General features: G+C 68.9%; 13 protein-coding genes. 10 read left to right on the plus strand and 3 right to left on the minus strand.

The window, feature by feature from the left end:
• The first annotated feature begins 4 nt into the window (after positions 1-4).
• Both PSQ40_RS17605 and PSQ40_RS17610 read left to right on the plus strand, forming a co-directional pair.
• Positions 5-1330 (plus strand): ammonium transporter, encoded by a 1326-nt coding sequence (locus PSQ40_RS17605; RefSeq protein ID WP_409338615.1) that lies wholly within the window; start codon positions 5-7, stop codon positions 1328-1330.
• Positions 1331-1373: 43 nt separating this feature from the next.
• On the plus strand, positions 1374-1703 hold the full coding sequence (locus PSQ40_RS17610) for a hypothetical protein (protein ID WP_273953195.1): 330 nt from the start codon (positions 1374-1376) through the stop codon (positions 1701-1703).
• A 66-nt stretch (positions 1704-1769) separates the two neighbouring features.
• On the opposite strand, the gene PSQ40_RS17615 is transcribed toward PSQ40_RS17610, so the two are convergent.
• Positions 1770-3506: a GMC family oxidoreductase gene (locus PSQ40_RS17615; RefSeq protein WP_273953196.1), complete on the minus strand. Its 1737-nt coding sequence runs from the start codon at positions 3504-3506 to the stop codon at positions 1770-1772.
• Positions 3507-3686: 180 nt separating this feature from the next.
• Between PSQ40_RS17615 and PSQ40_RS17620 the strand changes: the two genes are divergently transcribed.
• The 8 genes from PSQ40_RS17620 to PSQ40_RS17655 all read left to right on the plus strand — a co-directional run bounded on the left by PSQ40_RS17620 (position 3687) and on the right by PSQ40_RS17655 (position 10629).
• Positions 3687-4574: a LysR family transcriptional regulator gene (locus PSQ40_RS17620; protein WP_273953197.1), complete on the plus strand. Its 888-nt coding sequence runs from the start codon at positions 3687-3689 to the stop codon at positions 4572-4574.
• A 123-nt stretch (positions 4575-4697) separates the two neighbouring features.
• Positions 4698-5852, plus strand: a complete 1155-nt coding sequence (locus PSQ40_RS17625; RefSeq protein ID WP_409338616.1) for an MlaE family ABC transporter permease — start codon at positions 4698-4700, stop codon at positions 5850-5852.
• A gap of 2 nt (positions 5853-5854) precedes the next feature.
• A complete protein-coding gene (locus PSQ40_RS17630) occupies positions 5855-6709 on the plus strand; it encodes an ABC transporter ATP-binding protein (RefSeq protein WP_273953198.1) in 855 nt (284 codons plus the stop codon).
• An 18-nt stretch (positions 6710-6727) separates the two neighbouring features.
• The gene (locus PSQ40_RS17635; RefSeq protein ID WP_273953199.1) at positions 6728-7711 is read left to right on the plus strand and encodes an MlaD family protein; all 984 of its coding nucleotides are present in this window, start codon (positions 6728-6730) and stop codon (positions 7709-7711) included.
• A gap of 24 nt (positions 7712-7735) precedes the next feature.
• A complete protein-coding gene (locus PSQ40_RS17640) occupies positions 7736-8449 on the plus strand; it encodes an ABC-type transport auxiliary lipoprotein family protein (protein ID WP_273953200.1) in 714 nt (237 codons plus the stop codon).
• A gap of 315 nt (positions 8450-8764) precedes the next feature.
• Positions 8765-8956, plus strand: a complete 192-nt coding sequence (locus PSQ40_RS17645; protein ID WP_273953201.1) for a hypothetical protein — start codon at positions 8765-8767, stop codon at positions 8954-8956.
• A 98-nt stretch (positions 8957-9054) separates the two neighbouring features.
• Positions 9055-9555: a hemerythrin domain-containing protein gene (locus PSQ40_RS17650; RefSeq protein ID WP_273953202.1), complete on the plus strand. Its 501-nt coding sequence runs from the start codon at positions 9055-9057 to the stop codon at positions 9553-9555.
• A gap of 108 nt (positions 9556-9663) precedes the next feature.
• On the plus strand, positions 9664-10629 hold the full coding sequence (locus PSQ40_RS17655) for an acyltransferase family protein (protein WP_273953203.1): 966 nt from the start codon (positions 9664-9666) through the stop codon (positions 10627-10629).
• Positions 10630-10796: 167 nt separating this feature from the next.
• On the opposite strand, the gene PSQ40_RS17660 is transcribed toward PSQ40_RS17655, so the two are convergent.
• Complete coding sequence (locus PSQ40_RS17660; RefSeq protein ID WP_273953204.1) at positions 10797-11387, minus strand: OmpW/AlkL family protein; 591 nt, start codon at positions 11385-11387, stop codon at positions 10797-10799.
• Positions 11388-11611: 224 nt separating this feature from the next.
• Positions 11612-13228 carry a methyl-accepting chemotaxis protein gene (locus tag PSQ40_RS17665; protein WP_273953205.1) on the minus strand — a complete coding sequence of 539 codons (1617 nt, stop codon included), beginning with the start codon at positions 13226-13228 and terminating at the stop codon, positions 11612-11614.
• Positions 13229-13405: the final 177 nt, after the last annotated feature.

The following is a 13405-nucleotide window of genomic DNA, read 5'->3' on the forward strand; positions in this document are numbered from 1 at the left end:
CACCATGCGATTGAGCCGGCTCAAAGGGCTGATGTGCGGGGCCGTGCTGGCGCTCGGGCCTTGGGCGGCCCAGGCCGCCACCCCCATGACCGAGCCGGGCCTGGTGCCCGAGGCCTCGTTGCAGGCCGCCGACACGGCCTGGATGCTCAGCGCCACCGCTTTGGTGCTGATGATGACCTTGCCCGGGCTGGCGCTGTTCTATGCCGGCATGGTGCGCCGTCAAAACGTCATCAACACCCTGGCCAGCCTGGTGGCCGTGGCCGCGCTGGTCAGCCTGCTGTGGTTCGCGGTGGGCTATTCGCTGGCGTTCACGCCGGGCAATGCCTGGTTGGGCTCCTGGAGTCGGGCCGGCTTTGCGGGCATGGACTACCTCAAAGGCAGCGCCCAGGTGGCGGTCAGCCATGTGGCGCCGAATGTGCCCGAGTCGGTCTACGCGATGTTCCAGCTGACCTTTGCCATCATCACGCCGGCCCTGGTGGTCGGTGCCTTGGTCGAGCGCATGCGGTTCTCGGCCCTGCTGTGGTTCACCGGCACCTGGTCGCTGGTGGTCTACGCGCCGGTGGCCCATTGGGTGTGGGAGCCCGGTGGCTGGCTGGCCCGGTTGGGGGCGCTGGACTTTGCCGGGGGCGCCGTGGTGCACATCAACGCCGGGGTGGCCGGGCTGGTCTGTGCCTATGTGCTGGGCCCGCGCCGGGGGTACGGGCGCGAGCCCTTCGAGCCCTACAACCTGGGCCTGACCATGGCGGGCACCGGCTTGCTGTGGGTGGGCTGGTTTGGTTTCAATGCGGGCTCGGCCGTGGCGGCAGACGGCCGGGCCGGGCTGGCGCTGCTGTGCACCCACCTGGCCGCGGCCACCGGGGCCCTGGCCTGGATGATGGGTGAATGGGTGCGCCGACGCCGGCCCTCGCTGCTGGGGCTGTGCTCGGGCGTGGTGGCGGGCCTGGTGGCCGTGACGCCGGCCTCCGGTTACGTCAGTCCGGCATCGGCGGCCCTGATTGGGGCGGTCGCGGGTCTGGCCTGTTACTGGGGCGCCACCGGGCTCAAGCGCTGGTTGCGGGCCGACGACTCGCTGGATGTGTTTGGGGTGCACGGCGTGGGTGGCCTGGTGGGCAGCCTGTTGACCGGGGTGCTGGCCCAGCCGCTGATCGGTGGGGTGTCCGGCCAATGGGTGGTGCAGGCCCTGGGCGCGGTGGCGGTCGCGGCGTACAGCGCCCTGGGCACCTGGCTGGTGCTGAAGTTCACCCACTTCATGGTGGGTTTGCGGGTGGACGAGGCCAGCGAGTTGCAGGGCCTGGACCAGGCGCAGCACCGCGAACACCTGGGGTCTTGAGCGCATTCAGGCCCTGTTTTGTCTTCTTACGGAGAATCGGCCCATGCTTGCGAGTGAAAAACTGGCGATCGCCGCCCATCTGCATGTCTTGATGCGGCGCAAGGTGGGCCGCGTCACCGACACCGAATGGCTTGCCAGCAACGCCGAGTACGCCGCGGCCATGGTGCGCCTGGCCCGCCAGGCGGCGGCCGAAGGCGGTCACGCCGACCTGGCCGAGTGGGCCGACAAACTGGCCCAGTGCTGGGAGCCCGCGCCGGCCAAACCGGTGTCCGCGCTGCCGGGGCTGGGCCGCGCATGGGTGGGGGGCGCGGTGCGCAACGAGCCTGTCAGCCCCGACCCGGAAGCCCCCCGCTACATCGGCGGCCTGCGCTGAGACCGCGGCACTGACCCGCCGCCGGTCACCACAGACCGGCCGCACAGGCGCCTGGGCGGGGTCGCGTCAGGCCTCGGCGGCGATCCAGGCGGCCGCGCGCTCCGCCATCATCAAGGTCGGGCTGTTGGTGTTGCCGCTGGTGATGGTGGGCATGGCGCCGGCGTCGACCACGCGCAGACCTGCCACGGTGCGGCGCGCCTGCCCCGGCACGGCGGGGCCGTCGAACAGGCGCAGGCGCGAGTCCAGCACCGCCATCGGGTCGTCGGCGCGGCCCATCTTGGTGGTGCCCACGGGGTGGAAGATGGTGGTCGCAATGTCCCCGGCCAGGCGCGCCAGATCGCCGTCGGCCTGGTACTGCGTGCCGGGCTTGAACTCTTCGGGCTGGTAGCGCGACAGCGCCGGCTGGGCCACGATGCGGCGCGTCAGGCGCAGGCTGTCCACCGCCACCTGGCGATCGTCGTCGGTGCTGAGGTAGTTGGGCGCGATGGCGGGCGCCTCGTCAAAGCGCGGGCCCTTGATGTTCACCGTGCCGCGGCTGCTGGGGTTGAGGTTGCACACGCTGGCCGTGAAGGCGTTGAAGGTGTGCAGGGGCTCGCCAAAGGCGTCCAGGCTCAGCGGCTGGACGTGGTACTGCAGGTTGGCGTGGGCCAGGTCGGGCCGGCTGCGCGTGAAGGCGCCCAGTTGGCTCGGGGCCATGCTCATCGGCCCGCTGCGCTTGAGCGCGTACTCCAGCCCGATCAGGGCCTTGCCCCACAGGCTGTTGGCCAGGGTGTTGAGGGTCTTGACGCCCTGCACCTTGAACACGGTGCGGATTTGCAGGTGGTCCTGCAGGTTCTGGCCCACACCGGGCAGGTCGATCAGGGGGGTCACGCCGCGGGCCTGCAGCAGCTCGGCCGGACCGATGCCCGAGAGCTGCAGAATCTGCGGGCTGCCAATGCTGCCCGCGCACAGCACCACCTCGGTCGAGGCCTGGGCGGTGACCATCTCGGTGCCGGTCCAGACCTGCACCCCGGTGCAGCGGCGGCTGCCATCGGCCTGGGTTTCCAGCAGCAGGCGGGCCACCTGGGCGCTGGTCCACAGCTCAAAATTGGCGCGGCCATAGCAGGTCGGGCGCAGGAAGGCCTTGGCGGTGTTCCAGCGCCAGCCGCTTTTCTGGTTGACCTCGAAGTAGCCCACGCCCTCGTTGTTGCCCTGGTTGAAGTCGTCGCTGGCGGGCACGCCAGCCTGCTGCGCGGCCTGGGCAAAGGCGTCCAGCACGTCCCAGCGCAGGCGCTGCTTCTCCACCCGCCACTCGCCGGTGCTGCCCTGGTTGCGGTGGCCGTGCCATTGGGCAAAGCCGCTCGGGGCCTGGCCCGGGGTGTCGAGCTTCCAGTGGTCCTCGTGCTTCATGAACTGCGGCAGCACCTGTTCCCAGCGCCAACTGTCGTCGCCCGTCAGGTCGGCCCATTGGGCGTAGTCACGCGCCTGGCCGCGCATGTAGATCATGCCGTTGATGCTGCTGCAACCCCCCAGGGTCTTGCCACGGGGGTAGCGCAGCGTGCGCCCGTTCAGGCCGGCGGCCGGTTCGGTCTGGTAGAGCCAGTCGGTGCGCGGGTTGCCGATGCAATACAGGTAGCCGACCGGGATGTGGATCCAGTGGTAGTCGTCGCGGCGGCCGGCCTCGATCAGCAGCACGCGCTTGCCACGCAGGGCGCTGAGCCGGTTGGCCATCAAGGCCCCCGCCGTGCCCCCACCCACCACGATGTAGTCGAACTGGGTCTCAGCGGCAGCGCTGGCCGGGGCTTGGGGTGAAGGGGCACTCATCGGGCGGGTCTCCAGGGGCTTGTCGTATTTGTTCACCTCATGGCGAGGTGGAGGGCTTGGACGGCAGTTTGCTCGACTTGTCGAGGGCGATCCAATGATTTATTCAAAACTGTCCTATAAACAAGGCAAATATCAGTCGAGCCTGTTGTGTCCCTCCCACCGCTTCCCGATCCCCAGACCTTGCGCGCTTTTCTGGCCGTCGCGCGGGAGGGCAATGTGTCGCGCGCGGCCCAGCGCCTGCACCTGTCCCAGCCGGCCGTCAGCCTGCAACTCAAGGGCCTGGCCCAGACCACCGGTCTGAGCCTGTTCACCCGCACCCCCCATGGCCTGACGCTGACGCCCGACGGTGCGGCGCTGCTGCCGCAGGCCGAACGCGCGCTCGGGGGGCTGCAGGATTTTGCCCAGGCCGTGCAACGCCTGCAAAGCACGGTGCGGGGCACCCTGCGCATTGGCACCATCCTCGACCCGGAGTTCACCCGGCTGGGGGCTTTTCTCAAGGCCCTGGCCGAGTCCTCGCCGCAGATCCAGACCGAGTTGCGGCAGGCCATGAGCGGCGATGTCTGGGCGGGGGTGGCGCGTCAGTCGCTGGATGTGGGGTTCTACCTCGACGCGCCCGCGGCGCCGGCCGACCCCTCCCTGGCCCAGCTCAGCCTGGCCCGGTTCAGCTACCGGGTGCTGGCGCCGGCCGGCTGGGGCCCCCAGGTGCTGGGGCGCGACTGGAAAGGCCTGGCGGCATTGCCCTGGCTGGCCACGCCCGCGGCCTCGGTGCACCACCGCCTGCAGGCCCAGGTGTTTGGCCCGGGTTCGGTCAGCGGACTGGAGCCGCGCCGCGTGGCCCTGGTGGACCAGGAGGCCACCATGCTGGACCTGGTGCGTTCGGGCGTCGGCCTGAGCCTGGTGCGTGACTCGATCGCCATCCGCGAGAGCCAGGCCCGTGGCCTGGTGATCGCCGATACGGTGCAACTCGATTGTGAACTTCGGTTTGTCTTTGCAGAGGGGCGCCGCGCCGATCCCCTGGTCAGCAGCGCCCTCGTGGCTCTGGCCGCGGTCTGGCCCACCCAGTCCTGAGGCGCCCGGGTTTGTAAATGGCGTCATGTTTGCTTACCTTGGAGGGGCGTGCATGGCCTTGACCTGTGAAGGGTCAAGTTAGGATGGCCGCCGTAACCCGCCAACCCAACCATTGATCACACCTTGACTGAACTTTCGCGTTCATTGCCGAGCCTGGCGCTGCGAACTTTGCCCGAGGGACTGTGCGGCGTGCCCCAGGGCGACTGGACCGCCGCTGCGTTGGCGGACCGCCACGCCGCCAAAGCCCTGCTCGGGCAGTTGGCCCGCAGCCAGGGCCGTGCCCAGGCCCCGCAGCGTTGGGACCTGCGCGAGTTGCAGCAACTCGACCATGTGGGCGCCCAGTTGCTGTGGCGTCAGTGGGGCCAGCAATGGCCGGCCGCACTGGCCACCACCGACTTGCAGCAACAGATGCTGGAGCGGGTGGCGCAGCTGGCGCTGACCCCCGAGGCCCTGGTTAAGGCCAACGCCCGCGAGGGCGGCTGGGGCCTGTGGGTGGACCGCCTGGGCGAGCGGGTCATCGAAGGCGGCGAGCACGCCACCGACTACCTGCGCATGCAGGGGCAGTTGCTGTTGGACCTGTACCGCTGGCTCCGTTCACCGCAGGACGGCCCCTGGCGCGATCTCTCCGGCCACCTCTACCAGATGGGCACCACGGCCTTGCCCATCACGGCCCTGGTGGGGTTCTTGATCGGCGTGGTGCTCGCCTACCTGATGTCGCTGCAGCTGCGCCAGTTTGGCGCGGAGGCCTTCATCGTCAACATCCTGGGCATCTCGCTGATCCGCGAGCTGGGCCCCATGCTGGCCGCCATCCTGGTGGCGGGGCGCTCGGGGTCGGCCATCACGGCACAGATTGGCGTCATGCGGGTGACCGAAGAACTCGACGCCATGCGGGTGATGGGCATCTCGCACGGCTTCCGTCTGGTCATGCCCCGGGCGGTGGCCCTGGCGATTGCCATGCCGCTGATCTCGGTCTGGACCTCGCTGTGCTCGCTGGCCGGCGGCATGCTGGCCAGTGACCTGGCCTTGAACGTCACCCCGGCCTATTTCATGGAGGCCCTGCCGGCCGCCGTGGCACCCGCCAACGTGGTGCTGGCCACCGCCAAGTCCGCGGTGTTCGGCATCCTGATCGCCATGGTGGGCTGCCACTACGGCCTGCGCATCAAGCCCAACACCGAAAGCCTGGGGCAGGGCACCACGTCGTCGGTGGTCAGTGCCATCACGGTGGTGATCCTGGTCGACGCCCTGTTTGCCATTTTGTTCAGGGACGTGGGGATTTGATGATGCAGCCAACCGTCCAGCCGTCCGCCGCCGCGCGTGCCCCGGGCACGCCGCCCCCGGTGGTGGAGATCCGGGGCCTGTGGACCCAGTTTGGTCCTGAAGACCGCCCCGTCGTGATCCACCGCGACCTCGCCCTGACCGTCGAGCGTGGCGAAATGGTGTCCCTGGTGGGGGGATCCGGAACCGGCAAGACGGTGTTGCTGCGCCAGATGCTGGGCCTCGAACACCCCGCGCGGGGCACGGTCGTGGTGCTGGGGCAGCCCGCGGCCCAGATGGGGCGCAAGGGCGCCGCCAGCCGGGTCGGCATGCTGTTCCAGCAGGGCGCCTTGTTCTCGGCCTTCAGCGTGCTCGACAACATCGCCTTCCCCCTGCGCGAGCTGGGCACGCTGCCCGACGACCTGGTGCGGGCCGCGGCCTACGTCAAGCTGCAGATGGTCGGCCTGGGGCCGCAGCATGCCAACAAGCGCCCCTCCGACCTGTCGGGCGGCATGATCAAGCGCGTCGCCCTGGCGCGGGCGCTCATCATGGACCCGCCGCTGCTGCTGCTCGACGAGCCGACCGCCGGTCTGGACCCCCATGCCTCCGACGAGTTCTGCGAGCTGCTGCATTCGCTGCACGCCGAGCTGGGCATCACCATGGTGATGGTCACCCACGACCTGGACACCCTGTTCACCCTGTCGTCCCGGGTGGCGGTGCTGGCCGAGCAGAAAGTGCTGTTCACCGGCCCCCCGACCGAGGTGGCGCGCATCCAGCACCCCTTCATTCACGATTTCTTCCAGGGTGAGCGCGGACGTCGGGCCATGACCCCGATGGCCGCTGTGGCGCCTGCCTCCGCTCCCGCTCCGTCTCAGCCCTGAATTGCCAAGGATCCGCTCATGGAAAATAAATCTCACGCCCTGGCCGCCGGCACTTTTGTGCTGGTGATCACCTTGTTGCTCGTCTCCCTGGTGCTTTGGCTGACCCGTGACAAGGGGCAGTACCAGACCTACGAACTCTCCAGCGCCGATGCCATCACCGGCCTGCAGCCGCAGGCCGCGGTGCGTTACAAAGGGGTGTCGGTCGGCAAGGTCACCACCATCAGCTTTGACCACCAGGCCAAAGGCAATGTGCTGATCCGCATCCAGGTGGACGAAAAGGCCCCGATCAGCTCGACCACCTACGCCACCCTGGCCTACCAGGGGGTGACCGGTCTGGCCTATGTGTTGCTCAACGACTCGGGCGAGCCCCAGAAGCCGCATCCCTCGGGCGACGACGGTCTGCCGCGCCTGCCGTTGGTCACGTCGCAGCTGGGCAAGATGACCGAGCAGGCGCCCGAGTTGCTGGCCCAGATCAACGAGGCCACGGTGCGCATCAACCAGCTGCTGTCGGACGACAACCAGCGCCGCCTGTCGCTCATGCTGAGCAACCTGGCCAAGGTCTCCGAAAACACCGCCGAGCTGACCGCCAACCTGAACCACACCGTTCAGGCGCGGCTGGACCCGGCCTTGGCCACCGTGCCGGCGCTGGCCCACGAGGCCACGCTGACCCTCAAGACCCTGCAGACCAACGCCGCCGATGTGGGGCGCATGTCGAACGCTATCACGCTGACCGCGCAGCGCCTGAACGAGCGCAACGGCCCGCTGGACCGCATCGCCGAGAGCGCCGACGCCTTCTCCCACGTCATCGACACGTTGGGCACCACCACCTTGCCGCGCATCAACCGCGTGACAGAAGACGCCTCCCGCACCGCGCGCCTGTTGGGCCGCACGGTGACCGGCCTCAACGACAACCCCCAGTCGCTGCTGTTCGGGTCCGGACAGATGCTGCCAGGCCCGGGCGAACCCGGCTTCACCCCGCCCCCCGCTGCCGCGCGGCCCTGAGATCGGCTTTAGGAGCACGAACCCATGTCTTTGTTTTCTCTGTTGTCTTGGTCCCAGCCCGCGCGGGCGGTGGGGGTGTCGCCGGCGCTGTCTCGCGCTGGTCGTCTGGTGGGCCTGACGGCCCTGGTGCTGGGGCTGGGCGCCTGCTCGGTGATGCCAGACCACCCGGTGCGCCCGACCCAGTATGACTTTGGCCCCGGGGCCATGACGGCCCCCGCGCCGCGACCCGCCCTGGGCCAGGCGGTGCTGGTGATCGCCGACCTTGAACCCTCGGGGGGGCTGGACAGCTCCAGCATGGTGCTGTACCGGCTGGCCTACACCGGTGACCAGCAATTGCGCCCCTATGCCCAGGCCCGCTGGACCTTGCCCCCGGCCCAGCTGGTGCGCCTGCGTTTGCGCGACCACCTGAGCCTGCAGCGCGCCGTCATGAGCCCCACCGAAGGCGCGGCGTTGCAGCGCAGTCAGGGCCAGTCGCTGCGCGTGCTGCGCCTCGAGCTGGAGGAGTTCAGCCAGGTGTTTGACCAGCCGCAGCAAAGCTCGGCCCTGGTGCGCCTGCGCGCCACCTTGCTGGACAGTCGGCCGGCTGGCGAGACCCTGCTGGCCCAGCGCGTCTTTGTGACCCGCCAGGCGGCGCTCAGCCCAGATGCCCCGGGCGGGGTGATCGCGCTGACCCAGGCCACCGACCAACTGGCCCAAGACCTGGCACAGTGGATCGACGCGGCGCCGTCCAAACCCTGAGGCGCTCCGCGCCGGCCCACAGGGCCCCGCGCCCGGGGCGGGCCGGCCTGGCCCGCGGCGGTTCTGCCCCGGCCCATCCACCGGATCAGAGCTGCGCCGACGCTGGCGCCCTTCGCTGGCTGGCACCCCGGTGCGGCAGCCTGGGCGGATGGTGACCGGCTGGTGGGCGATTTTTCATTTTTTGCGCTGGCGCCGACCCCGGGGCGTCAACCGCAGAGGGATCCACTTCGTTGAGTGAGCAAAAAGGTGGCCAGCCGGTGGCTGGACCACCGTGCTTGTTGGCCCGCCCCGGGCCGCGCACTCCAAGGGAGCCCCATGTCACATCCGAAGCCGGTCTCGGCCGACCAGCCCCATCCCCCGGCCGCCGCCAACCCGTCGGCCAACGCCCCCAGCCCGCAACGCCCCGCGCCGTCCTCGGTGGCCGCCCCTGCCTGGGCCCAGGCCGCCGTGGCCTGGCCCTTCAAGGCCGCGCCCTCGCTGGCCAAGCGCCCGCCGCGCAAGCCCTGAGCTGGCGCGCTGCGGCATTGCGCAGAGCCTGACCTGGATCAAGCGGGGCCGACACAGGGCCGCTTAAGCTGCGGCGCTTGCCACCCTCGGAGAACCGCATGACCCAGCTCGTTTGGAGCGACGCCCTGTCGCTTGACCTTCCCCTCATGGACGACACCCACCGTGAGTTTGTCGACCTGCTGGCCGTGGTTCGCGAGGCACCTGACGAGCAGTTGCTGGCGCATTGGCAAGCCCTGATCGAGCACACCGACGACCACTTTGGGCGGGAAGACCAGTGGATGCAGGACACCCGGTTCTCGTCCTCTAACTGCCACAGCGTGCAGCACAAGGTGGTGCTGCAGGTGATGCGCGAGGGCGCCGTGCGTGGGGCCGCCGGTGACTTGGCGGTGGTGCGTCAGATGGCCGCCGAACTGGCGATCTGGTTCCCCCAGCATGCGCAGTCGATGGACGCGGCCTTGGCCCTGCACCTGCGCCGTGTCGGCTACGACCCGCTGACGGGCGTGGTGGCCGCGCCCGAGGCGCTGCCGGGGGCCGTGATCCACGGCTGCGGCGGCGCCACCTGTTCCGACACCCCCGAGGACGCATTGGCCACCCACTGAGGCCGGTTTCGGGTTCTGGGCCGTTGCCGCACTGGCGCTGACCCCACGGTGAGCGGCCGCCGCAGCCGCTTGTGATACCTTTCACCCCTTTCTGATGCGGGGGTTGCAATGGGTTTGGGTCTGGGCAGTTGGCGGTTTTTTCTGGCCCTGTTGGTGGCCGTGTCGCACCTGTACGCCGACATGATCCATGGCCCGGCCGCGTACGCGGTGTGGGGCTTTTTTGTCCTCAGCGGCTACCTCATGACCTTTGTGCTGAGCCAGCGCTACGGCTTTGAAGCCGCGGGGCTCAAGCGTTATGCCTTCAACCGCTTTCTGCGCATCTACCCCTCGTATGTGTTGGCCTCGCTGGCGGGCCTGGCGCTGTTGTGGTGGTTGGGCCGGCAGGGCATCAACCCGGCGGTGCTGAACCCCCAGTTCCAGTTTCCGCAAGGCTGGCGCAACTGGCTGGCGGCCATCACCATGAACCCCTGGCTGCCCACCCCGGGCCTGCCGGTGCCGGTGGCCGGCGCCTTGTTTGTGGAAGTCTGGGCCTACGCCCTGATGCCCCTGTTCGCGCGCAGCCGCAGTGCGGCCTGGCTGGGGCTGGCGGTGGCCTTCTTTGCCAATGTGCAGTTTGGCTTCTCGACCGACTCCTTTGTGCCGCGCTACGTGGGCTTTGCCACCGGCCTGATGCCGTTCGCGGCGGGCTCGCTGGTCTGCCACTACCGCGACGCCTGGCAGCGCTGGGCCATGCCGCGGCTCAGCGTCCTGGTCTGGTGCTTGCATGGCGCCTACTGGTTGCGCGATCCCTATTGGCCCTGGACCCATGGCCTGGGCTTGTCGGTGCTGCTGTCGGCCTGGGTCGTGTTGTCGCTGGCGCGTGGCCGCACGGGCCTGACGGACAAGTGGCTGGGCGACCTGTCTTACCCGCTGTACCTGGTGCACACCACGGTGGGGGCGGTGTTCCTGTTGCGCTGGGGCGCAGACCGCCCCTTGGACTTTGCCGCCGTGTCGCTGCTGGCGAGTTTGCTGGTGTCGGCCGCGTTCGTCTGGTGGATCGACCGACCGCTGCAAAAGCTCAAGCTGCCCGCCTGAGCGCCAGGGCCTCGGCAGCCAGGCAGGCTGGCGGGATGCGCCGCGCGGGTGACTGTGCGGCGCGCGGGCTCGCGGTCAGGGTGCCGGTTTTCAGATCCGACGGCCAATAAAAAAGCCAGCAGGCTTGCGACCTGCTGGCTCCAAACTGGGCGTTTGAGGCGATTGGTTTAGAAACGCCAGCCCAGACCCACACCCACCAGCAGGGGGTCCACCTTGAAGGTCCCCAACTTGCTGCCAGCGGCGCTCACATCCGTACGGATGTAAACCTTCTTGACGTCGAAGTTGACGTACATGTTCTTGCCCACAGGGATGTCCACGCCCACTTGCAGGGCCGGACCGAAGCTGCTGCTGTCGGCGCTCACACCGGCCGGCAGCTTGATGCTGCTCAGGCGGGTGTAGTTGATGCCGGCGCCAACGTAGGGCTTGAAGCCCGGTGCGTCAAAGTGGTACTGCAGCGTCAGGGTCGGCGGCAGGTGCTTGAACGAGCCGATGGCGGTGCCCTTGGCGTACAGCGTTTGGCTTTGCGGCACGGTCAGGATCAACTCGGCTGCGATGTTCTTGTTGAAGAAATAGGTGAAGTCGACTTCAGGCAGCCACTTGTTGTTGGTCGACAGGCCCAGGCCGGTCGTGTCGCCGTTGGCGCTTTGCAGGTTCACGGCACGGGCGCGGACCATCCAGGGGCCTTCGGTTTGCTGGGCGAAGGCAGCGCCAGACATCAGGGCACACAGGGCGGCGACAGCCATCACTTGCTTTTTCATGGTGTTCTCTCTTACATCACCGGGGACGGCCCCCGTGACTTGATTAAAGTCGTTCCGCCTGGTTGAGGCCTTGCGTCAGGTCAAGTGGCCACAGGCCGTCGGCGGGGTCATGCGCAATGTTTGCGCTGCGTCAAATGGCGCCGGCTTGACGGGGCGGTTGTGGGCTGCTGGGCGGGGCACGGGGCGTGCCTGAGCACGCTTGTCACGCGCCATGCCCCCCACCGTCAGGCGCTCAGCAGCGCCTGCGCCGGCCGAGGCGCACGCACGCCGCCGGCCCCTGGGCCCAGGGTGAAGGTGGCCACGGTCTGGGTCAGGCGCTCGGCTTGCTCGCGCAGGCTTTGGGCCGCAGCGGCGGACTCTTCGACCAGGGCGGCGTTCTGCTGCGTCATCTGATCCAGCTCGCCAATCGACTGGTTGACGTGGGCAATGCCCTGCGATTGGTCCTGGGCCGCGCTGGCGATCTCATTGACCACCGCCGTCACGCGCTGCACCGCGTCCACGATGCTTTCCATGGTGCGGCCCGCCTCGTGCACCTGGCGGGTGCCGTCTTCCACGCGTTCGACGCTGTTGGTGATCAGGCTCTTGATCTCGCGCGCCGCCTCGGCGCTGCGCTGGGCCAGGGTGCGCACCTCGCTGGCCACCACGGCAAAGCCCCGCCCTTGTTCACCGGCGCGCGCGGCTTCGACGGCGGCGTTCAAGGCCAGGATGTTGGTCTGGAAGGCGATGCTGTCGATCAGGCCGGTGATGTCGGCAATGCGGCGGGAGCTGGCGTTGATGGCGTCCATGGTGTTGACCACCTGGGCCACCACGGCGCCGCCGTGCGACGCCACCTCGGTGGCCTGTGAGGCCAGGTCGCTGGCGCTGCGCGCGGCCTGAGCGGTTTGCTGCACGTGGCCGGTCAGCTGCTCGATCGAGGAGGCGGTGGACTGCAGGTTGGTGGCGGTCTGCTCGGTGCGCACCGACAGGTCGTGGTTGCCGTTGGCGATCTCGGCGCTGGCGGTGGCGATGCTGTCCGCGGCCTGGCGGATGCCCTGGATCACCTGGGTCAGCGAGCCTTGCATGGTGCCCAGGGCCAGCAGCAGGTGGCGCGATTCGTCGCGCGTGTCGCTGGCTTCGCGGCTGTCGTGCAGGTGGGCGGGCAGCGGGCTGAGGTCGCCCGAGGCCACTTGCTGCGCCACCTGCAGCGAGCGGCCCATGGGGGCCGTGATGCTGCGCGTGATCAGCACCGAGCAGGTGACGCCCGCGGCCAGGCCCAGGGCGCCCAGCAGCCACATGGCATGGCGCGCCTGGTCGTTGGCCTCGCGGATCGGCGCGGCGGCCTGGTCCAGCGCGGTGCGCTGCATCTCCAGCAACGCTTTGACCTGCTCCACATAGCGCACGGAGGCCGGCAGGAAGGCGTTCTCCAGCAGTTTGTCGGCCTCGGCGGGCTGGCCCTCGCGTTTCAGGCGGATCACCTCATCGCGTGCGGCGACGTAGGTCTTGCGCAGCTCGGAGATGTCGGCGAACAACTGCTTTTCCGCGCTGGTGACCATCAGGCCTTCGACCTGCTTCTGGATCGCGGTGGTAGCGGCAGCGGATTCCTTTTGCTCGGCGGCAAAGAAGGTGGCCAGCGAGGGGTCGCTGCTCTTGGCGATGGCGGTGGTGCGGCGCACCGCGGTGTGGATCAGTCGGTACCAGTCGGAGATCAGGCGCTCTTTGCTCAGCGGCTGGTCGATGATGGCCTGGGTGGATTCGGTGGCGGTCTGCAATTGCCAGTTGCCCAGGCCGGTGTTGAGCAAGGTCAGCAACAAGAGGAGGCCAAACCCGAGCGCGAGCCGGGTGCCAATGGAGAGTTTCTGCATGAAAAGGGTCCTGGAATCGAGGGCTCAGGCCCTCGCAGGACACGGGATCCGGGGGCGCAGCCGCGGCGGGCTGGCGGGTCTGCAGGGGCCTGAAATCGATTCTAGGGAGGGCCTCGCCCGCGCGCTGGCCTGCTTGGCGCTTCCTTGACCAAGGTCAATGAGCGGGCCCGGTCAGGC

The sequence above is a fragment of the Curvibacter cyanobacteriorum genome (genome assembly GCF_028649475.1).
Taxonomy (GTDB): Bacteria; Pseudomonadota; Gammaproteobacteria; order Burkholderiales; family Burkholderiaceae_C; genus Curvibacter; species Curvibacter cyanobacteriorum.